This is a genomic window from Aminobacter sp. J41, assembly GCF_000526635.1.
In the GTDB taxonomy this organism is placed as follows: domain Bacteria; phylum Pseudomonadota; class Alphaproteobacteria; order Rhizobiales; family Rhizobiaceae; genus Aerobium.
The window spans coordinates 64,126-82,990 of the sequence record NZ_JAGL01000019.1 but is presented as its reverse complement, the minus strand read 5'-3'; the positions used below and the strand labels follow the sequence as shown (position 1 = coordinate 82,990).

General features: G+C 64.2%; 16 protein-coding genes, 1 tRNA gene and 2 pseudogenes. 7 read left to right on the top strand and 12 right to left on the bottom strand.

Annotated elements, in window-relative coordinates; all coding sequences use genetic code 11:
• Positions 1–70: 70 nt before the first annotated feature.
• The 3 genes and pseudogenes from L630_RS0113830 to L630_RS0113820 all read right to left on the bottom strand — a co-directional run.
• A pseudogene (locus L630_RS0113830) lies at positions 71–229 on the bottom strand (helix-turn-helix domain-containing protein); the annotation flags it as partial.
• 354 nt (positions 230–583) lie between these two features.
• Positions 584–660, bottom strand: a tRNA-Arg gene (locus L630_RS0113825).
• Positions 661–716: 56 nt separating this feature from the next.
• Positions 717–1,880 carry a M20 aminoacylase family protein gene (locus tag L630_RS0113820; RefSeq protein WP_024848842.1) on the bottom strand — a complete coding sequence of 388 codons (1,164 nt, stop codon included), beginning with the start codon at positions 1,878–1,880 and terminating at the stop codon, positions 717–719.
• Positions 1,881–2,073: 193 nt separating this feature from the next.
• Here L630_RS0113820 and L630_RS0113815 point away from each other — a divergent pair, with 193 nt between their 5' ends.
• A complete protein-coding gene (locus L630_RS0113815) occupies positions 2,074–3,159 on the top strand; it encodes a D-alanyl-D-alanine carboxypeptidase family protein (RefSeq protein WP_024848841.1) in 1,086 nt (361 codons plus the stop codon).
• Positions 3,160–3,162: 3 nt separating this feature from the next.
• Positions 3,163–4,302, top strand: a complete 1,140-nt coding sequence (locus tag L630_RS0113810) for a GTP-binding protein (RefSeq protein ID WP_024848840.1) — start codon at positions 3,163–3,165, stop codon at positions 4,300–4,302.
• A 43-nt stretch (positions 4,303–4,345) separates the two neighbouring features.
• Here the strand turns inward: L630_RS0113810 and L630_RS0113805 are convergent, their stop codons facing one another.
• The 4 genes from L630_RS0113805 to L630_RS0113790 form a co-directional block, all read right to left on the bottom strand.
• A complete protein-coding gene (locus tag L630_RS0113805) occupies positions 4,346–4,585 on the bottom strand; it encodes a sulfurtransferase TusA family protein (RefSeq protein WP_024848839.1) in 240 nt (79 codons plus the stop codon).
• A gap of 1 nt (position 4,586) precedes the next feature.
• Positions 4,587–5,759 (bottom strand): murein L,D-transpeptidase family protein, encoded by a 1,173-nt coding sequence (locus L630_RS0113800; protein ID WP_024848838.1) that lies wholly within the window; start codon positions 5,757–5,759, stop codon positions 4,587–4,589.
• A 192-nt stretch (positions 5,760–5,951) separates the two neighbouring features.
• The gene (locus tag L630_RS0113795; RefSeq protein WP_024848837.1) at positions 5,952–6,902 is read right to left on the bottom strand and encodes an acetyl-CoA carboxylase carboxyltransferase subunit alpha; all 951 of its coding nucleotides are present in this window, start codon (positions 6,900–6,902) and stop codon (positions 5,952–5,954) included.
• Between the two features lie 97 nt (positions 6,903–6,999).
• A complete protein-coding gene (locus L630_RS0113790; RefSeq protein WP_024848836.1) occupies positions 7,000–7,914 on the bottom strand; it encodes a site-specific tyrosine recombinase XerD in 915 nt (304 codons plus the stop codon).
• Positions 7,915–8,029: 115 nt separating this feature from the next.
• On the opposite strand from L630_RS0113790, the gene L630_RS0113785 reads away from it, so the two are divergent.
• Together L630_RS0113785 and L630_RS0113780 are read left to right on the top strand one after the other, a co-directional pair.
• On the top strand, positions 8,030–8,362 hold the full coding sequence (locus tag L630_RS0113785; protein WP_024848835.1) for a hypothetical protein: 333 nt from the start codon (positions 8,030–8,032) through the stop codon (positions 8,360–8,362).
• 78 nt (positions 8,363–8,440) lie between these two features.
• A complete protein-coding gene (locus tag L630_RS0113780; RefSeq protein WP_024848834.1) occupies positions 8,441–8,695 on the top strand; it encodes a hypothetical protein in 255 nt (84 codons plus the stop codon).
• A 67-nt stretch (positions 8,696–8,762) separates the two neighbouring features.
• On the opposite strand, the gene L630_RS0113775 is transcribed toward L630_RS0113780, so the two are convergent.
• The 3 genes from L630_RS0113775 to xylF form a co-directional block, all read right to left on the bottom strand.
• Positions 8,763–9,563 (bottom strand): ATP-binding cassette domain-containing protein, encoded by an 801-nt coding sequence (locus tag L630_RS0113775; protein ID WP_024848833.1) that lies wholly within the window; start codon positions 9,561–9,563, stop codon positions 8,763–8,765.
• 10 nt (positions 9,564–9,573) lie between these two features.
• Positions 9,574–10,884, bottom strand: a complete 1,311-nt coding sequence (locus tag L630_RS0113770; protein ID WP_024848832.1) for a sugar ABC transporter permease — start codon at positions 10,882–10,884, stop codon at positions 9,574–9,576.
• 108 nt (positions 10,885–10,992) lie between these two features.
• Positions 10,993–12,036, bottom strand: a complete 1,044-nt coding sequence (gene xylF, locus L630_RS0113765; RefSeq protein WP_024848831.1) for a D-xylose ABC transporter substrate-binding protein — start codon at positions 12,034–12,036, stop codon at positions 10,993–10,995.
• Positions 12,037–12,208: 172 nt separating this feature from the next.
• On the opposite strand from xylF, the gene L630_RS0113760 reads away from it, so the two are divergent.
• Positions 12,209–13,474 (top strand): ROK family protein, encoded by a 1,266-nt coding sequence (locus L630_RS0113760; protein WP_024848830.1) that lies wholly within the window; start codon positions 12,209–12,211, stop codon positions 13,472–13,474.
• Here L630_RS0113760 and L630_RS21475 read toward each other — a convergent pair.
• Together L630_RS21475 and betI are read right to left on the bottom strand one after the other, a co-directional pair.
• Positions 13,468–14,552, bottom strand: a pseudogene (locus tag L630_RS21475) (extracellular solute-binding protein). The gene L630_RS0113760 and the pseudogene L630_RS21475 overlap by 7 nt on opposite strands.
• Before the next feature lie 50 nt (positions 14,553–14,602).
• Positions 14,603–15,283 (bottom strand): transcriptional regulator BetI, encoded by a 681-nt coding sequence (betI, locus tag L630_RS0113750; RefSeq protein ID WP_024848829.1) that lies wholly within the window; start codon positions 15,281–15,283, stop codon positions 14,603–14,605.
• A 405-nt stretch (positions 15,284–15,688) separates the two neighbouring features.
• Between betI and L630_RS0113745 the strand changes: the two genes are divergently transcribed.
• Both L630_RS0113745 and L630_RS0113740 read left to right on the top strand, forming a co-directional pair.
• Positions 15,689–17,308: an NAD(P)/FAD-dependent oxidoreductase gene (locus tag L630_RS0113745; RefSeq protein WP_024848828.1), complete on the top strand. Its 1,620-nt coding sequence runs from the start codon at positions 15,689–15,691 to the stop codon at positions 17,306–17,308.
• Positions 17,295–18,857: an NAD(P)/FAD-dependent oxidoreductase gene (locus L630_RS0113740; RefSeq protein WP_024848827.1), complete on the top strand. Its 1,563-nt coding sequence runs from the start codon at positions 17,295–17,297 to the stop codon at positions 18,855–18,857. Before L630_RS0113745 ends, L630_RS0113740 begins: the two co-directional genes overlap by 14 nt.
• Positions 18,858–18,865 lie beyond the last annotated feature (8 nt).

The window sequence follows — 18,865 nt, the reverse complement described above, 5'->3', positions numbered from 1 at the left end:
ACCCTACCGGAAAGCGCCGATGACCGCCGCGCTACCCAGCTACACCACGTCCGGGGACGTCACCGCGCACCGGTCGCCGCGACCGGTCCGTCAACGCATCAATGCCATCCTCCTTGTAGCGATTGAAGATCTTGTAACCGGTCTTGCGCGAAATGCCGAAGTCCCGACACACCTCGCTCATCCCTTCGCCCTCCAGCAAGCGGGCGACAAATCGAAGACGCTCATCCATCACCGAAGTCTCTCTCCACGGCATCGACACCTCCCGGCCCAAAACCGAAAAGTGTAACCCATGTCTCCGGTACGAACTGTCACCTATCTCTCAGGTCGGGCACAACACAGTCAACCTAAGTGTAGCTGCGTGGTCTGGCGCAGGCCGCGGCACCCGTCGCCCAGCCCGCGAACTACCCTCCACCCAGGGGACGCATTCCGGTCTGAATCCTCGGGTTAAACCCGAGGATGACGAAGCTCGAGGGGCGCCGAGGGGAGGAAAAGGGGGAGGGGCCCCAAACTGCTAGAGAAAGAAGCAGGTGTGTGCGCAGCTGGAGCTTGATGAGCTAGGGATCTACGAAACCGCTGAGAATGCTGGTGATCCCGACAGGATTCGAACCTGTGACCCTCAGATTAGGAATCTGATGCTCTATCCTGCTGAGCTACGGGACCGCCGATTGCGGATATAAACGCTTCGGTCGCGTTCGCCAACCGTTTTGACGCCCAGCTCAACGCCCGAGCGCCTGTTCTGCGAGGCGGACCCAGTAGGAAATACCGTGGGGCAGGGCGTCGTCGTTGAAGTCGTAGGCGGGGTTGTGAAGGTTCGCCGTGTCCCCGTTGCCGACGAAGATGAAGCAGCCGTGGCGCGCCTCCAGCATGTAGGAAAAATCCTCGCTCGCCATCAGGGGACGAAGCTGCGGGTCGACCTTTCCGGCACCGGCGATTTCCTCCGCGACCCTGATCGAGAATTCGGTTTCGTCGGCGTGGTTCACCGTCACCGGATAGTTGATGATGATCTCGACGTCGGCGCTTGCGCCGCAGGCGGCAGCGATGCCTTCGGCGATCTCGCTGATGCGGCGGTAGGTGGCGTCGCTCACTTCCTGCCGCAGCGTGCGAATCGTGCCGCCGAGGAAGGCGGAGGTCGGGATGATGTTGTGGGTATCGCCGGCGTGGAACTGGGTCACCGAGACGACGGCGGCATCAAGCGGGTCGGTGCCGCGCGAGACGATCGTCTGCAGCGCCTGGACGATCTGCGCGCCGACGACGATCGGGTCGATTGCCTTGTGCGGCATGGCGGCGTGACCGCCCTTGCCGTTGACGGTGATCCGAAACTCAGCGGTCGCCGCCATAATCGGGCCGTGGCAGATCGCAAACTCACCGACGGGCAGGCCCGGCATGTTGTGCATGCCGAAGACGCTGGTGATGCCGAAGCGGTCCATCATGCCGTCCTCGACCATCGCCTTGCCGCCGGCGCCGCCCTCCTCGGCCGGCTGGAAGATCGCCGCAACCGCGCCCCGGAAATTGCGGGTCTCGGCAAGATATTTTGCCGCGCCGAGAAGCATTGCTGTGTGGCCGTCATGGCCGCAAGCGTGCATGACGCCGGGCTTCTGCGAGGCATAGGGCTTGCCAGTGACTTCGGTGAGGGGCAGCGCGTCCATGTCGGCGCGCAGGCCCACCACCGGGCCGTCGCCAAGTCTGCCGCGGATGATGCCGACGACGCCGGTGCGGCCGATGCCGGTGACGACCTCGTCGCAGCCGAATTCGCGCAACTTGTCGGCAACGAATGCAGCGGTCTGGTGAACGTCGTAGAGGAGCTCCGGGATCGTGTGGAGGTGGCGGCGCCATGCGGTTACTTCGTCATGCATTTCGGCGACGCGATTGATGATCGGCATGAGAGCATCCTCTTCAGAAAGCCATGGAGGCGCGCGCAGAGTGCGCCGCAGCATCGGCAGGTTCTTTGCCTTCTTGGCGTCACATAGGTTAAATAGCAAGAACGGACTTACGGTCCGGGCGCAGAGGCGGCGGGAGGTCCCTGGCTGCCCGCATTGTTATTGTGCCGGACGGCGCGACAAGGGCGGTTTCGCAATGAAGTTCAGGACAATGGTCATCGCGGGTCTCCTGCTGTCCCTGACATCGGGCAGCAGCCTGGCAGGCCCGGCGATGCTGGTCGACCTCGATACGGGCAAGGTGCTCGAACACGAAGATGCGTTCGCACCCTGGTATCCGGCTTCGCTCACCAAGCTGATGACGACGCTGGTGGTGTTCCGCGCCATCAAGGCGGGCGAGATCACGATGCAGTCGCCGGTCAAAATCTCCGAGCGGGCGGCGAAGGAGCCGCCGAGCAAAATGGGCTACAAGCCCGGCACCGTGATCTCCTTCGAAAATGCCATCCGCATCCTGATGGTAAAGTCGGCGAACGACGTCGCCACGGCTGTTGCCGAAAGCCTCAGCGGCTCGCGCCAGGCCTTTGCCGAGCGGATGAATGCGGAGGCGAAGCGCCTCGGGCTCGCGGCCACCAAGTTCGTCAACCCGCACGGGCTTCATGCCGACGAGCAGACGACTTCGGCGCGCGATCTTGCGATCATCGCCATGGCAGTCTGGAACGAGTTTCCCGAATATCATCATTTCTTCGGCATCGAGGCGTTGAAGACCGGCAAGAAGACGATCGACAACCACAACGACCTCATCATGCGCTTCGAGGGCGCGAACGGGATGAAGACCGGCTACACCTGCCCGTCGGGCTTCAACCTGATCGCGACAGCGGAGCGGGGCGGGCGCACATTGATGGCCGTCGTCGTCGGCGAGCCCACGGTCGAGGCGCGTGCAGACAAGGCGGCAAACATGCTGGCGCGCGGTTTTGAGACGAAGGGCGACAATGCCCCGTTCATCGCCCAGCTGCGCCCGAGCGGCAAAGAGCCGGCGGCTGCGGTGAACCTTCGCCCCGTGATCTGCACGCCGGAACACTGGAAGTCGGTCGAGGCGCTGCGGGGGCCGGAAGGCAAGCCGCGCTATACCTCGCCGCATCTGAAGGAGCCGCAGCGCGAGCGGGTCGCAGTTGCGATCACCACCGGTGCGAGCGGTCCGGAATCGAAGGCGCCGCGCTATGCGGACGTGCCGATCCCGACGCCGCGCCCGGACTACAATCCCACAAACGTCGCGGAAGGCGGCTGATACATGCCAAATACGCCCATTGCGGTTTCGATCCTCACCGGCTTTCTCGGTGCCGGAAAAACGACCCTGCTCAACCGGCTCCTGAAGGATCCGGCGCTCGAGAGTACGGCCGTCATCATCAACGAGTTCGGCGAGGTCTCGGTCGACCACATGCTGGTCGAGCAGGCTTCGGACGGCGTCATCCAGCTTGCGGATGGGTGCCTCTGCTGCACCGTGCGCGGTGAGCTCGTCGACACGCTGGCCGAGCTGATCGAGAAGTCGCAGCTGGGAAAGATCCAGCCGCTCAAGCGGATCATCGTTGAGACGACGGGATTAGCGGATCCGGTGCCGGTGCTGCATTCGGTGATGGGCGATCCGGTGCTGGTGCGCATGCTGCGCCTCGACGGCGTGATCTGCGTGGTCGATGCCGTGAACGGCGCTGCGACGCTCGACGCGCATGAACAGGCCGTGCGGCAGGCGGCGGTCGCGGACCGCATTGTCTTCACTAAGGCGGACCTGGCGGAAGAGGGCGGGGAAGCCGGACTACGCGCGCGGCTGTGGGCGATCAATCCGACGGCCGAGATCATCGATGCCGGAAGCGGCGAGGCAGGCGTGGCGGCACTGTTCGAGTGCGGCGTCTACAATCCGGAGACCAAGTCGGCGGACGTGCGCCGCTGGCTTGGCGAGCAAGAGCACGCCGGGCATCACCACCACCATCACGACCATCACGATGACCATGAGTGTGAGGGCCATGGCTGCACTCATCCGCACCATCACCATCATCACCACGATGAGCGGGTGAAGAGCATTTCGCTCGTTCATGACAAGCCGGTCTCGTTCTCGACGGTGGAGATGTTCCTCGACCTTCTGCGCTCGACGCAGGGCGAGCATCTGTTGCGCATGAAGGGGGTGATCGAGGTCGTCGAGGACATGGAGCGACCGCTCGTCATCCACGGCGTGCAAAAGCTCCTGCATCCGCCCGCATGGCTGCCAGAGTGGCCGGAGGGCCCGCGCGGAACGCGCATCGTCTTGATCGGCTATGATTTGTCCGAAGACTATACGCGCCGCCTGTTCTCGGCATTTGTCGGCGAGCCGATGATCGACACTGCCGACAGCGCGGCGCTCTCCGACAACCCGCTGGCGATCGCGGGCTTTCGTCCCTGAACTGGAGTGAGATGCCGGATCGCGATTGCGGTCCGGCTAACGCTCAGGCGCGCTCGATCAGAAAGCGGTGTCCGGCGCCATCTACCTGCTCGCTGGAGATCAGCTTGTGACCCGCCTCGTGGCAGAAGGCGGGAATGTCGATGACGGCGAGCGGATCGGTGGTTTCGACCCAGAGCCTTGCGCCAGCCGGCATACCGGAAAGACGCTTGCGGGCACGCAGGACCGGCAGCGGGCAGTTCAGCCCCCTGAGGTCATAGATTTCGGCATTCTCGTCGTTCAACAGATCAGCCGCCGAACATTCCAAGCAGACGGCTGCGCAGGCCGGGCTTTTCCGCAACCGCGGTTTCCGGCTGGACAGTGCCGGTTGCCTCGGCAATGGCGCCCTCGGCGCGGGCGTTGTCAGCCGGCGTCGGCACGACGGCGACCGTCGCCGGAGCCTCGGCAGGCTTCGGGGCAGGCTTTGACTCGGCGACAAGGACCTGCGGCTGGTCGAGTGTCGGCGGCTCGCGCGTCACCCGCTCACCACGAGCGCGGCGGCGCGACCAGTCGGACACAAGCAGAGCCTCCTGATAGCCCTTGATCGAAGGCGAAGGCGCCTTGTCGCTCTTCTTGTTGAGAGCAGCGTCGAAGGCCGACTGATAGGTCTTGAGATAGCTCTGGTAGGCGGCTTCAAGTGTCGCCGACCGGCTCATTGGCGGGCAGGCCGCGACCGGATTGAACGTCTTGCCGGCTTCCGGCATCGCGTTGAAGACGTAGCGCTTGCCGCAGACGTCGACCTTCGGCGGCACCTTCGTGAGCTCGAAGTGGTCGTAGCCCTCCTTCAGCATGGTCCAGAACTCGTAGTTCGGATCATCCTTGTAGCGGGCCATGTTCCCAGCGGTCATGCGGAACGGGAAGGCCTGGATCTGGAACGCTTCCTGGCCGCCCTTGAAGGCGTCGCGGGCGAAGGCGTAGATCTCCTCGACCTGCTTGTCGGTCATCGAGTAGCAGCCGGCGGACGAGCAGGCGCCGTGTACCATCAGGTGCTGGCCGGTGCGGCCGTGCGCACGGTCATAGTTGTTCGGGAAGCCGATGTTGAAGGACAGGTGGTACGAAGAGCGCGGGTTCATCTGGTACGGACGCACCGTATAGAACCCTTCAGGTGCCTGACGGTCGCCCTCGACGAATTTCGGCCCGAGCCGGCCCGACCACTTGCAGATATCATAGGTGGCGGCGAGGTCGTAGCGGCCGTTGTCCTTCTGCTTCCAGACTTCCAGCACCGCCTCTTCCTTGAAGATGCGGATCATGATCGGCGAAGTGGTAGACATGCCCTTCGCCTTGAGGGTCTGGACGACCTTGGCGGGCAGCGGCTTGTTGGCCTTTTCGCTCGTCGGGGAGATGTCCTCGAGCGTCTCGTTGCAGCCCGAGATGAACAGGGCCGCGATCAAAAGGCCTACAGTGGCAAATTTGGTCGTCATGGATCGATCTGCTCTGGTTCCGGACACCAGTCCGACGCTTGGGCTCGCACGCCCTGGCAGCGACAATAGACGGGTTAACCTTGCAAAAACCTTACTGCAATCTTTACCTAATGGCACGCAAGCAAAAACGGCGCGCACAGGCCGTACGCGCCGATATGCTGAGAGCCAGTTGTGGCAAAAGCAGGGCTGCAGTTAGAGGTTGCGGCCCATCGCCAGGAACTTTTCGCGGCGATGCTCGCGGTAGTCGATCGGCGTTGCGGCGAGCTCGGCAAAGCCCTTTGCGATCTGGTCGCCGGTCGCCTTGATGACGACTTCCGGCGAACGATGCGCACCGCCGAGCGGCTCGCCGATGATGCCGTCGATGATCTTGAGCTCCAGCAGGTCCTGCGCGGTGATCTTCATGCTGGTCGCGGCGTCCTTCGAACGGGTCGTGTCGCGCCAGAGGATCGAGGCCGCGCCTTCCGGCGAGATCACCGAATAGATCGCGTGCTCGAGCATGTAGACCTTGTTGGCGACTGCGATCGCGATCGCGCCGCCCGAGCCGCCTTCGCCGATGACGACGGCCACGTTCGGAACCTTGAGGCCAAGGCAAGCGGAGGTCGAGGTGGCGATCGCCTCAGCCTGGCCGCGCTCCTCGGCGCCGATGCCCGGATAGGCGCCTGCCGTGTCGACAAGGCTGACGACCGGAATGCCGAAACGGTCGGCCAGCTCCATGACGCGCACGGCCTTGCGGTAGCCTTCTGGACGGGCGCTGCCGAAATTGTGCTTGAGGCGGGTCTGGGTGTCGTTGCCCTTTTCAAGGCCGAGCACCGCGACGGACTCGCCGCGGAAGCGGGCGAAGCCCGCAACCATCGCCTGATCCTCGCCAAAGGCGCGGTCGCCCGCGAGCGGCGTGAAGTCCGTGAACAGAGCGCGCACATAGTCGAGGCAGTGCGGGCGGTCGGGATGGCGTGCCACCTGAACCTTCTGCCAGGGCGTCAGGTTCTTGTAGGCATCGCGCAGGGCGTCCTGGGCGCGCTTCTCGAGCCGGGCAACCTCGTCGCCCACATCAACGGCCTCGCCGCTCTCGGAAAGCTTCTTCAGCTCGAGAATCTTGCCTTCGAGGTCGGCAACGGGTTTTTCGAAATCGAGATAATTGAACATTCGCCGTGTCGTGTCCGAAGGATGGTCTAGGAGCGAAGATGCCCCGGAAAATGCCATGCGCGGGCGCAAACGCACGCTTCACATAACGGTCATAAGACTAATCGGCAAGCGGATGATGCCTTGTGACCAGTTCGATGAGCCGGTTTTCGAGCACATGGGTGTAAATTTGCGTCGTCGATATGTCCGCGTGGCCCAGCAGTTGCTGCACCGCGCGCAGGTCCGCGCCGTTCTGCAGCAGATGGCTGGCAAAAGCATGGCGAAGTACGTGCGGCGACACCTTTGCGGCGGGAATGCCCGCGCGTGCCGCCAGCGCCTTCAGCTCGCGCGCGAAAACCTGGCGCGGCAGGTAGCCGCTTTCGGAGTCGGCCGGGAACAGGTACGGGCTTTCCGCCCATGAGGGGTTCCTGTCGCGGGTCGCAATCCAGTCGCGCAGCGCTTCCTTTGCCTTCGGCGACAGAGGCACGATGCGGTCCTTGCCGCCCTTGCCTCGGACGGTGAAGAAGCGCTCGTTGCGCAGCGCCACCGTCACCGGCAGAGAGACGAGCTCGGAGACGCGCAGGCCGGTTGCATAGAGCGTTTCGACGAGTGCATGCAGCCGGCAGGCCATGAAGCGGGCGGCATCGGTTGCTGCCTCGCGCTTCTCGGCTTCGGCGCGCGCAAGAAGCTTCAGGACGGCGTCCTCCTGCATCGTCTTCGGCAGCCCGGCCAGCTTCTTTGGCGCGTCGATCACGCCGGTGGGGTCGTCCTCGCGGATACCTTCGGCGTGCAGGAACTTGAAGAACTGGCGCAGCGCCGAGAGTTTTCGCGCCTGTGAGGATGCCGCGAAGCCGCGCGCCGCGATGTCGTCGAGCCAGCTGCGGATTTCCGCCGAAGACACGTCATCAAGCCGGCCGCCGAAGAACTCGGCCGCATCTTCAAGGTCGCGCCGGTAGGCCGCGAGCGTGTTTTCGCTCGCGCCGCGCTCGGCGCTCATCATCTCGAGAAATGTTTCCAGCCGGACGGCCGCCTTCATCGCTGTCACTCCGTCCCCCTCCGGGCGACCCTAGCCAGAACAGCCTTTCTGAATGGTGAACCGCTCGGAACCGTGGTGAAGGCGCTGCGTTGAAATGGCGAAAGGTGAACACGCCATGGAACACATCGCAGCATTCATTCTCGCAGTCACATGCTCGGGCGACCTCAAGGATTGCCGCGAGCTGCCCGCGCCTTTGCCGGTGTACGAGCTCTACGAGGATTGCGCTGCGGACCTTCCGGCAGTCCGTAAGCGCTACGGCAAGCACGAGAACCTCTATGTCGAATGCTTCGAGGTCGATCCGATGCTGGCCGAGGTCGATTCGGAAATCGTGTGGGACGTGACGCCCGAACACGGATTAACGGCCTCCGTGGAACCGATTGACGACGAAGAGGTTCTTGTAGCGTCGAGGCAATCGCGCAACGAAGAATCGAGATCACTACAGCCTTAGGTAGTGGCGCTCTTGATGCTGGCGTTGCGATAAGGCATCGTTCCCGGAAGGGGCGGGTCCAACACCTAGGAGGTATGTATGAGGAATATGTTGTTCGCGGCCATTGCCGCTCTGACGATGGCAGGCTGCACGACCGCAGAACAAGCGGGTACCGTTGGCGCGATCGGTGGCGGCCTCGTCGGTGCAGCCGCTGGTGGCACTGAAGGCGCACTGATCGGCGTCGTTGCCGGTGGTGCTGGTGGCTACCTGCTTGGTCGTATGGCGGACCGCCCGGGTTACTGCCAGTATCGCCACGCACGCACCGGACAGGTTGTCGTCGATCGCTGCTACTGATCCGCAGCAAGACAAACAAAAAGGGCTCGGTTTTCCGGGCCCTTTTTTGTTGCCATACGGGCCTTTTTCAGGCGAAGGCGCGCATGGCTCCGGGGCCCGGAACGGCGCCGGGGGGGCACTTGCCCATGATGATCATGCCCAGCACCTCGTCCTTGGTGACGTCCTGGGTGCGGGCGGTTCCGACAACCTGCCCGTTCTTCATCACGCAGACGCGGTCGGCGAGGTCGAACACGTCATGGATATCGTGGCTGATCAGGAAGATGCCGATGCCGTCGGCCTTGAGCTGCTTGACCAGCTCGCCGACCTGGGCCGTCTCCTGCGGACCCAACGCTGCCGTCGGCTCGTCCATGATCAGGATCTGTGCATTGAAATAGATGGCGCGGGCGATCGCTACCGACTGGCGCTGGCCGCCGGACAGCTTGATGACCGGCTCCTTGAAGCGCTGGAAGCGCGGGTTGAGACGGCCCATTACCTTGCGAGTTTCCGACTCCATTGCAACGTCATCCAGCGTGCCCCATTTGGTGCGCAGTTCGCGACCCAGGAACAGGTTGGCGGCGGCGTCGACGTTATCGGCGAGCGCCAGCGTCTGGTAGATCGTCTCGATGCCGTACTTCTTGGCGTCGCGCGGATTGTTGATGATCGCCGCTTCCCCCTTCACGAAGATCTCACCCGCATCGCGCTTGTAGGCGCCGGAGAGGATCTTGATCAGTGTCGACTTGCCGGCGCCGTTGTGGCCGAGGAGGGCGACCACCTCACCTTCGTAGAGATCGATCGAGGCATCATCGACCGCGTGGATACCACCGAAGGCGATCGAGATGTTGCGCATTTCGACAAGCGGGGTGCCGGAAGGAGTGCCATTGTTTGCCATGATCATCTCCTCAGCCGATGCGGCGGCGATAGAGGGTGTCGAGCCAGACGGCGATCACGAGCGCGAGGCCGACGACGATGTTCTGCAGCGGCGTGTCGACGCCGAGCAGGATCATGCCGGTAGCAAGCGATTGCATCAGCACCGCGCCGAGCATCGCGCCAGCAATGGTGCCGACACCACCTGACAGTGACGTGCCGCCGATGACGGCCGCCGCGATGACCAGCAGCTCGTCGAGCGTGCCCTGGGCATTTGTCGCTGCGTTCAGGCGCGCGGTAGATATCAGCGAGCCGACGGCGGCCAGGCCGCCCATCAACATGAAGATCTTCATCGTCACCCAACGGGTGTTGATGCCGGCGAGCGTCGCGGCCTCCGGATTGCCGCCGATGGCGAAGACATAACGGCCGAAGCGGGTACGGTTGGTGACGAAGGTCATGGCAATGCCGACCGCGAGCGCCATCAGCACCGGAATGGCGATGCCGTGAGCGATGTAGGCACCCTCCGGCACCTCCTGGCCAAGGCTCTGAAAGTAGCGACGCACGATGCCGACCGGCCATGGATAGGAGTTCGCCACCAGCACGAAGGCGAGGATGAGGGCGCAGGCGAGTACCGCGAGGAACACCTCGGCCCAAAGGGGACGCAGCGGGAAGCGGAAGCGCTTGCGCTGGGTGCGGGCGTTCATCAGCAGCCAGATGACGGCAAGGCAGGCAACGATACCGACGATCCAGCTCCAGGTAGAGCCGATCGCGCCGTCAGGCCCGCCGCCCATCAGGCGGAAGGTCGCGTCCATCGGCGCGACGGTGCGTCCGCTCGTTACCCACCAGGCCGCGCCGCGCCAGACAAGCAGGCCGCCGAGCGTGACAATGAAGGCGGGAACGCCGAGATAGGCGATGACGTAGCCGTGTAGTGCGCCGATGGCGACGCCGACGCAGAGGCCGACAAGAGCGGAAATGATCCAGATGGTCGGGTGGCCGAAGCCAAGATATTGCGGCAGGAATTCTGCCTGCGTCACGCCCATGATCATTCCGGTGAAGCCGAGGATCGAGCCGACCGACAGGTCGATGTTGCGCGTGACGATGACCAGCACCATGCCGGTCGCCATCACCGCGACCGAGGACGACTGGACTGACAGGTTCCAGAGATTGCGCGGGGTGAGGAACAAGCCGCCGGAAAGCGCGTGGAACACCAGCCAAATGATCAGCAATGCGCCGACCATGCCGAGCATTCGCGTATCGAGTTCGGTGTCCCGGAGAAATCGTGCAACTGGGCCAAGTTCGCTTGCGCGTGCCCGGTCGACCGGCGTCTGAGCGGCCGCGTCCGACATGGTATCCTCCCGTTTCCGGCTATCCTTCTGCGGGACGCGCCGGATCATTCACTTGATCAGACGCCGCGGCTGCAGTCAAACCGCGGCGCCTGTGGCAAGGCTGTCAGATCAGCCGCAGACGTCGACCGTGCCCGGCTTCACGCCCTGGCAGACGACGTCCTTGGACACCCAGCCGGCGTCAATGACGACGTTGAGGTTGTCCTTGGTGATCGGGACCGGCTTGAGGAAGATCGCGTTCATTTCGACGCCGTTCGGGCCGTCCGACCACTTCGTGGCGCCCTCGACCTGGTCGAGCGCCTTGCCGTCGGCGAGCTGGTTGGCGATTTCCGCCGCAGCCTTGCCGAGTTCGCGAGCGTCCTTCCAGACCGAGACGGTCTGGGTGCCGAGCGCGATGCGGTTGAGCGCGGCATGGTCGCCGTCCTGGCCGGAGACCGGCACGGTGCCGGCAAGGCCCTGTGCCTCGAGGGCGGCGATGGCGCCGCCGGCGGTGCCGTCGTTGGAGGCAACGACCGCATCAACCTGGTTGTTGTTGGCGGTCAGGAACTGCTCCATGTTGCGCTGGGCGTTAGCCGGCAGCCAGCCGTCGGTGTAGGCTTCGCCGACATTCTTGATCTTGCCACCGTCGATCGCTTCCTTCAGCACTTCCATCTGGCCAGCGAACAGGAAGTCGGCGTTCGGGTCGGCGCCGTTGCCCTTGATGAAGACGTAGTTGCCTTCCGGCTTGACGTCGAACACGGCCTTGGCCTGCAGGCGGCCAACTTCCTTGTTGTCGAAGGTGAGATAGAAGGCGTCGGGGTTCTCGATCAGGCGGTCATAGCCGACGACCGGAATGCCCTCGGCAACGGCCTTCTCGACGGCCGGGCCGATCGCGCTGGCGTCCTGCGCGAGGATGATGAGGGCGTCGGCGCCCTGGGCGATCAGCGCCTCGACGTCGGTCAGCTGCTTGGCAGCAGAGGACTGCGCGTCAGCGGAAATGTACTTGTTGCCCGCGGCTTCGAGCGCCGCCTTGATTGCGGCCTCGTCAGTCTTCCAGCGCTCCTCCTGGAAGTTCGACCAGGAAACACCGATGGTCTTTCCCTCTGCGAGGGCGCTTGCAGCCATCGTCAGCGACAGCGCAGCACCCGCAAGCAATGCGGTTGCAAATCTTTTCATAATGTTCCTCCCAATCGGGCCGTTAGGCACCAAGACGAAACTCTTTTTTTCGAGCTTCGAAAAAATGAATGACTCAGCATTTGGGTCATGTCAATATCTTCGCGCCCGCTCTGTCCTTTCGGGATGAGGAAAGCTAAACCCCGCTCGCGTCCAATACATGGAGGAAATTGGTATGACGGTCGGTGTGCGGCACGACGATCTGCGCCGGAAGAACCGGGCGATGGTGATCGCTTCGGTGCGCCGCGCCAGCCAGCCGTCGCGTACCGAGATCGCCGCGGTCACGGGCCTGAGCAACTCCACCATCTCAACGATCTCCGCCGACCTCATCTCGGAAGGCGTCCTGACCGTTGCGCAGTCCGGCGAGCCCGGTGTGCTGAAACGCGGGCGGCCGCAGGTGGCGCTGGCGCTGCATCCGCGCGCGGCTTCCGTCGTGGTCATCACCTTGTCGCTCAACTCGCTGGCTGCAGCCGTCATCGACTATTCCGGCCGCGTCATCGTCCACGAATTCTCGAAGCCGCCGACGCTCACGATGAGCGAGCAGGAGTTGCAGGAAGCAGTGGCGGATGCGGTGGAGACGGTGATCGGCCGCGCCGGCGACGAGGTTGGGCCGCTGCTGCGCATGACGATGGCCGTGCAGGGCATCACCGACTCCGACAAGCGGAAGCTCCTGTGGTCGCCGATCACGCCGCACAGTGACATCCAGTTCGCGGATCTCCTGGAGAATCGCTTCCGGGTGCCGGTCACGGTCGAGAACGACTGCAACATGATCGCGGTCGCGCTGCGGGCGCGCAATCCGGAACGCTACGGCGAGAACCTGATCGCGGTGCTGCTCTCGAACGGTATCGGCATGGGGCTGATCCAGCGCGGGCAGCTGTTCACGGGTTCGCACTCGTCGGGCGGCGAGTTCGGCCACATGATCCACATTCCCGACGGCGCGCAGTGCCGCTGCGGTCGGCGCGGTTGCGTTGAAGCCTATGCCGGCAACTATGCGATCTTCCGCCATGCTCGTGGGGAGAGCGAGTTCGCCCAACCGGCAGCCGACATCGACGATCTGACGATGACGGCGATGGCGGAAGCCGCGCGTGGAGGCGACGGCCTTGAACGGGAGGCGTTCAGGCGGGCAGGGGAGGCGCTGGGTTTTGCGCTGGGAAGTCTGTTTGCGCTGTTCGACCCCGCGCCCGTCGCCTTTGTCGGCCTCGGCACCTCAGCCTTCGACGTGATCGAGCCGGCGATACGTGATGCGCTCGCCCGCACCGCGGGCGGCCAGCACAATGCCGAGATCGACTTTGCGATGCAGCCGGACGAGGCGCCGCTGATCCGCGAGGGCTGCGCCTACCAGGCGCTCACCCACATCGACCAGGAAGTGTTTGCCGCCGGCGCCGCGGTCCCCGCATCAGCGCCGCGGCGGCGGAAGGCAAGGGTTCTGGCGGCTCAGTAGCCGGCCTTGATGCGCTCGAACTCGGCGATCAGCTTGGCCTTGGTTTCGGCCGGCAGCGGATTCGAGAACAGGTCTTGTCGATGAACTTGTCGATATCGTCGTAGCCGAACTCGCTGAGCTTCTCGGGATCGGCGGCTTCCATCGCCTTCGAGTTGCTGTGCCCGTAGCCCCAGTCGCTGACGAGGTAGGTGCCGACGTCGGGCTTCATGAGCGCGTTGAGGAAGTCGTAGGTCTTGTCGACATTGCCTGGCGCGTCCTTGAGATGGACGTAGCCGCAGACCCAGGTGGACAGGCCTTCGGCGGTATCGCGCTTCATTGCGACCGGAACTCCGTCCGCCATCAGCGTCGTCGGTGTTTCGGCCCAAGCCCAAGCGAGATCGACCTCACCGCCGGCCATCGCCTGGCTGAGCTCGGTGTTGTCGAGCCAGTAGAGACGTACGTTCTTGTGCACCTCGCGCAGGAATGCCGACGCCTTGTCCCAGTCGGCATCGGTCATCTTCGTCCAGTCGGTAAAGCCGGTGGCGAGCGCCGCGAGCGCATAGGCGTCATCGACATTGTCGGGTATCGAAACGCGGCCCTCGAACTTCGGGTCCATGAACGCCTTTAGAGACTGGATATCGGCCTCCTGCACCTTGTCGGTGCGGTAGACGACGAGGGTGTTGCCCCATTCGAAGGGCAGGAACCACGCCTTGCCCTCGGCATCCGTCATCAGGTCCTTCATGTTCTTGAGGCCCGGCAGGATGTCGTTCCACGCCTCGATGCGCGAGGTGTCGAGCGGCTGCAACAGTCCGGCGTCGCGCCATTTGACGATGTTCTGTGAGCAGGGATGGGCAAGGTCGGCCTTGAAGCCGGCGCGCAGCTTCTCGAACGCCTCATCCTCATCGCCGAAGAAGGAGAAGGACGGCGAATCCCCATGCTTCTCGACATATGCCGGATGGAAGCCGGGATCCTCGTAGCCGGCCCAGTCGAAGACGCTGACGTCACTGTCAGCCGCAAATGCGGTGCCGGTGAGCGTCGTGGCGGCTGCCAGCGCGATGGCGGTGCGTTGCAGCCGGCTGCCTGAAATGCCTTTCCTCATCGTCCTCACTCCCATTCTTCCTCTGGTTCGCCCCATCCGGGTGGGTCGTCTTACGCGGCCCTTGCCGGAAAATGCTTCGGAAACAGCGATGTCAGCATCGCCTTCGCCGCTTCGTGCGCCTTCTCGCGCGTCATGTCCTGACCGCGCATCATGATCCGCAGCCACAGGCCTTCCAGCATCGCGTCCAGCGCGAGCGCGGTGTGGCTGGCATCGAGCGGATAGCCCCCGGCTTCGATGAGTTCGGCGCAGAGGTCGGTCAGTGTCTGCTGGTAGACTTCGTCACGCGCGCCGCAGAGCGCCTGATAGGTCGGCCGCGACTTCGCCTCGCCCCAGAAGGCGCACCAGGCGGCGATCTTGCGGCGGCTGGCAACTGAGCGGTCAAAGTCAGCGGCAATAAGCGCTGCAAGGCGCTCCGCCGGGTCGTCGCCCGCCTTCGCCAGCGCATTGCGCCAGTGCGCCGCATATTCATCGGCCATGTACTGGAGCGTAGCGATGAGCAGCTTTTCCTTGCTCTCGAAATGGAAGTTGACGATGCCGCGCGACAGGCCCGCACCATCAGCGACGTCCGCCAGCGTGGTTTCCGAATAGCCGCGCTTTGAAAGCGAATCGATCGTTGCCTCGATCAGCTGCTGGCGGCGGGCTTCCTTGGAGGCCTTGCGTCCGCGCTTTTCAGTTTCGGGCGCCACTTCCGCCGCCATCGTCTTTCTCATGATGTCGTTCTGCTCCAGCATGGCCGGTCACTCCGGCTTTCGTCCGCGCAGATCAGGGGGACGGCGCTCACCTAAGTCAAGGACCTTCCGCATGGCCGTCCAGGTGCAGGCTCTTTCCTCCGGCCCGCCGGGAGAGAGGTACCCGTCACCCCACAGCGCCCCGAGGAAGCGGATGGCGGTGTCGTCGTATTCGGCTCATGCAACTGCGTGTCTGCCATGCTGCATTCCCGTTGCCTGCTCGTGCCGGCCGCAGCCGGGACACCATTGCCGAAGCCTAGCGCACATTGGCGAAAACACAAGAATACTTGCTGAACATTCATTCAAAATCTTGAACGGGAGCTCTGGACAGGCTGCCTGCCTCCGTGGCAGGCTTGGGCCAATAACAAGGGGAATCCCATCGGCGTTCTTCGGAGGACGGGCCGCCGCATGAAGACCTACGACGCCATCGTCATCGATGCCGGCCATAACGGCCTTGTCAACGCGTGCTACCTGCAGCGCGCGGGGCTCGACGTCCTTGTCCTCGAAAAGAATGACTGGATCGGCGGCGCGGCAGTGAGCCGGGAGCTGACGCCGGGCTTTCTTTATTCCAATTGCTCCTATGTCTGCTCGCTGTTCCGGCCCGAGATCATGCGCGATCTCGAACTGCCGAAATACGGGCTGCAGGTCATTGCATACGAAGGCGGGGCGGTGCTGACGCAGGATGGCGACTATCTTGTGAGCTATCGCGACCACGAGGCGCACCGGCGCGAGTTCGCGCGCTGGTCGCCGCGCGACGCGGAAGCCTATGAGCGATATTCGCGCGACGTGACGCGCCAGTGCCGTTTCATCCAGCCGCTGCTGATGCGCACGGCGCCGGACCCAACCAGTTTCAGGCCACGGGACGTATCGGAGCTCGTCTATCTCGGCCGGAAGTTCGCGGGGCTGACGGCGTACGAGATGGCTGAGATGCTGCGCTTCTGGACCATGTCGATCTCCGACTTCCTCGAAGAGTATTTCGAGACCGAGGTGATCAAGGCCTATCTGGCCCTGTCCGGGATCATCGGCACGGCGCTGGGGCCGATGTCGCCCGGAACCGCCTACGTTCTGCTGCACCACTACATGGGCGAGGTCGACGGTTCCGTCGGTGCATGGGGGTATGCGCGGGGGGGAATGGGGGCGGTCACGCAAGCGCTGGCCGCCTCCTTTCGCGCCTCCGGCGGCACGATCCGCACCGAAGTGGAGGTCGAGCGGGTGCTGGTCCGCGATGGCGAGACCAAGGGCGTGGTGCTCGCGGGCGGCGAGGAGGTTCATGGCCGGCTCGTCGTCTCGAACGCGGACGTCAAACGTACCTTCCTCAAGCTGGTCGACGATCGCGAGCTGCCGGCGCCGTTCCTGCGCCGGGTGCGCAATTTCAAGATTCGCGGCTCGTCGGGCAAGGTGAACATTGCGCTGGACTCGATGCCGGAATTTCCGGCGCTGCCGAAGGACAGCCCGTGCCTGCGCGGCGACCTGCACTTCACCGACACCGTGGAACGAATGGAACGCGCCTATGACGACTGGAAGGCCGGGCGATGGTCGGCCGATCCATTCCTCGACATGGTAATCCCGACACTGCTCGACCCCACCATGGCGTCGCCCGGCAAGCATTTCATGAGCTGCTTCGTGCAGTACTGCCCGCCGAAGGTGGAAGGGCGCGACTGGACCGACGCCGACCGCGACGCATTCGGCGAGACGGTCATCTCGCAGATCGCCGACTATTCGCCGGGCTTCCGCGACCGCATCGTCCACATGGAAGTGCGCACGCCGCGCGAACTCGAGGCCGAGGTCGGCCTCACCGAGGGCAACATCTTCCAGGGCGAACTCACCTTCGACCAGCTGCTGTTCAACCGGCCGGTGCCCGGCTACGCGCAGTACCGCTCGCCGATCAGGGGGCTCTACATCTGCGGCTCGTCCACGCATCCGGGCGGTGGCGTGATGGGAGCGCCCGGCCGCAACGCCGCGGCGGAGATCCTGCGCGACCTGAAGAAGCCCGCCAGCCACATGAGCGACGCCCATGACGTCCTTTGATGCGATCGTCATTGGCGGGGGGCACAACGGACTGGTGGCAGCCGTCACGCTGGCGCGTGCGGGGCGCAAGGTGGTCGTTCTGGAAGCCGCCAGCGAGATCGGCGGCGCGGCGCGGACGGAAGAGTTCCATCCCGGCTTTCGTGTCTCGTCTCTCGCGCACGTCCTCAACCGACTGCATCCGGCGGTGATCCGCGAGCTTGAGCTCGACAAGCTTGGGATGACATTCGACGGGCGCTCGATGCCGACGGTGGCGCTGTTTCCCACGGGTGAGCACGCCGTCCTGCGCGGGGCCTATGGCAGCGCGGTGGACGGTGTCAGTCCGACCGATGCTGCCGGGTGGAAGGAGTTGCGCGAACTGCTGCTCAGCCAGGTCGAGGTGCTGAAGCCGCTGCTCGCACGCCGGCCGCCAGACCTCGAGAACATGGCGATCCTCGAGAAGGTGGCGCTGGGCGGTCTTGCCCTGTCGCTGCGCCGTCTCGGCAAGGAGGGCATGCGCGACCTCCTGCGCATGCTGCTGATGAACGTCGACGACGTCTCCGGCGAATATCTTCAGAACGATGCGCTGCGCGGGTTGCTTGCCTTCGACGCGGTGCTTGGCAGCCATCTCGGGCCGCGTTCGCCAACCTCGCTGATCGGCCTCTACTACCGGCTGGCAGGCGAGATCGACGGCCAACCCGGCGGGCAGATGCTGCCTAAGGGCGGCATGGGCGCGGTGATCGCGATGATGCAGCGCTCGGCCGAACGGCGGGGCGTTACGATCCGCACCGAAGCTGCGGTGGCCCGGATCCTGATCGAGAAGGGCAGGGCGGTGGGCGTCGCGCTGGCAAACGGCGAGGAAATTCGCGCCCGCACGATCCTCTCGGCTATCAACCCGCGCACGACCTTTATCGATCTCGTCGGCCCGCGCGAACTCGACACCGGCTTCCTGCGCAAGATCCTGAACGTGCGCATGAAGGGCAATGTCGCAAAGCTGCACCTGGCCCTCGACCGCGTGCCGGAATTCACCGGCGTTTCGGCCGAGGATCAAAAGGGCCGGATCGTCATCGCGCCGTCGAGCGATGCGGTCGAAAACGCGTTCAACCCGGCCAAGTATGGTGAGTTCTCGTCCGAGCCGGTGATGGAGATCGTGCTGCCGAACATGTCGGACCCGATGCTCGCGCCGGATGGGGCGTGCGTGCTGTCGGCCTGCGTCCAGTTCGCGCCATATGCGCTCAGGGAGGGGTGGGAGACCGGCAAGCCGCGGCTGCAGGCAGCGATCGTGGCGCAGCTCGAGCGGTATGCGCCGGGCATCGGCAAGTCTGTTGTGGCGAGCGAGTTGCTCACGCCGGCCGACATTGAAGCACGCTTCCGCATGCCGGGCGGACACTGGCATCATGGCGAGCTCCAGCCGGACCAGATGCTGATGTCGCGTCCTGTCTTCGGCGCCGGCGGCTACGACACGCCAATCGAGGGACTATACCTCGCTGGTGCCGGTTCGCACCCCGGCGGCGGCATCTCGGGCGTCGCCGGCCTCAACGCGGCGCGGCGGGTGATTGCGGTGGAGAGGTAGTACGATGG

Excerpts from the sequence above, each read along its gene's own strand:
- L630_RS0113810 (WP_024848840.1), top strand. The coding sequence starts at position 3,163 with ATGCCAAATACGCCCATTGCGGTTTCGATCCTCACCGGCTTTCTCGGT.
- betI (WP_024848829.1), bottom strand. The coding sequence starts at position 15,283 with ATGCTGGAGCAGAACGACATCATGAGAAAGACGATGGCGGCGGAAGTG.
- L630_RS0113745 (WP_024848828.1), top strand. The coding sequence starts at position 15,689 with ATGAAGACCTACGACGCCATCGTCATCGATGCCGGCCATAACGGCCTT.
- L630_RS0113770 (WP_024848832.1), bottom strand. The coding sequence starts at position 10,884 with ATGTCGGACGCGGCCGCTCAGACGCCGGTCGACCGGGCACGCGCAAGC.
- L630_RS0113780 (WP_024848834.1), top strand. The coding sequence starts at position 8,441 with ATGAGGAATATGTTGTTCGCGGCCATTGCCGCTCTGACGATGGCAGGC.
- xylF (WP_024848831.1), bottom strand. The coding sequence starts at position 12,036 with ATGAAAAGATTTGCAACCGCATTGCTTGCGGGTGCTGCGCTGTCGCTG.
- L630_RS0113775 (WP_024848833.1), bottom strand. The coding sequence starts at position 9,563 with ATGGCAAACAATGGCACTCCTTCCGGCACCCCGCTTGTCGAAATGCGC.
- L630_RS0113795 (WP_024848837.1), bottom strand. The coding sequence starts at position 6,902 with ATGTTCAATTATCTCGATTTCGAAAAACCCGTTGCCGACCTCGAAGGC.
- L630_RS0113785 (WP_024848835.1), top strand. The coding sequence starts at position 8,030 with ATGGAACACATCGCAGCATTCATTCTCGCAGTCACATGCTCGGGCGAC.
- L630_RS0113760 (WP_024848830.1), top strand. The coding sequence starts at position 12,209 with ATGACGGTCGGTGTGCGGCACGACGATCTGCGCCGGAAGAACCGGGCG.
- L630_RS0113800 (WP_024848838.1), bottom strand. The coding sequence starts at position 5,759 with ATGACGACCAAATTTGCCACTGTAGGCCTTTTGATCGCGGCCCTGTTC.
- L630_RS0113820 (WP_024848842.1), bottom strand. The coding sequence starts at position 1,880 with ATGCCGATCATCAATCGCGTCGCCGAAATGCATGACGAAGTAACCGCA.
- L630_RS0113815 (WP_024848841.1), top strand. The coding sequence starts at position 2,074 with ATGAAGTTCAGGACAATGGTCATCGCGGGTCTCCTGCTGTCCCTGACA.
- L630_RS0113740 (WP_024848827.1), top strand. The coding sequence starts at position 17,295 with ATGACGTCCTTTGATGCGATCGTCATTGGCGGGGGGCACAACGGACTG.
- L630_RS0113790 (WP_024848836.1), bottom strand. The coding sequence starts at position 7,914 with ATGAAGGCGGCCGTCCGGCTGGAAACATTTCTCGAGATGATGAGCGCC.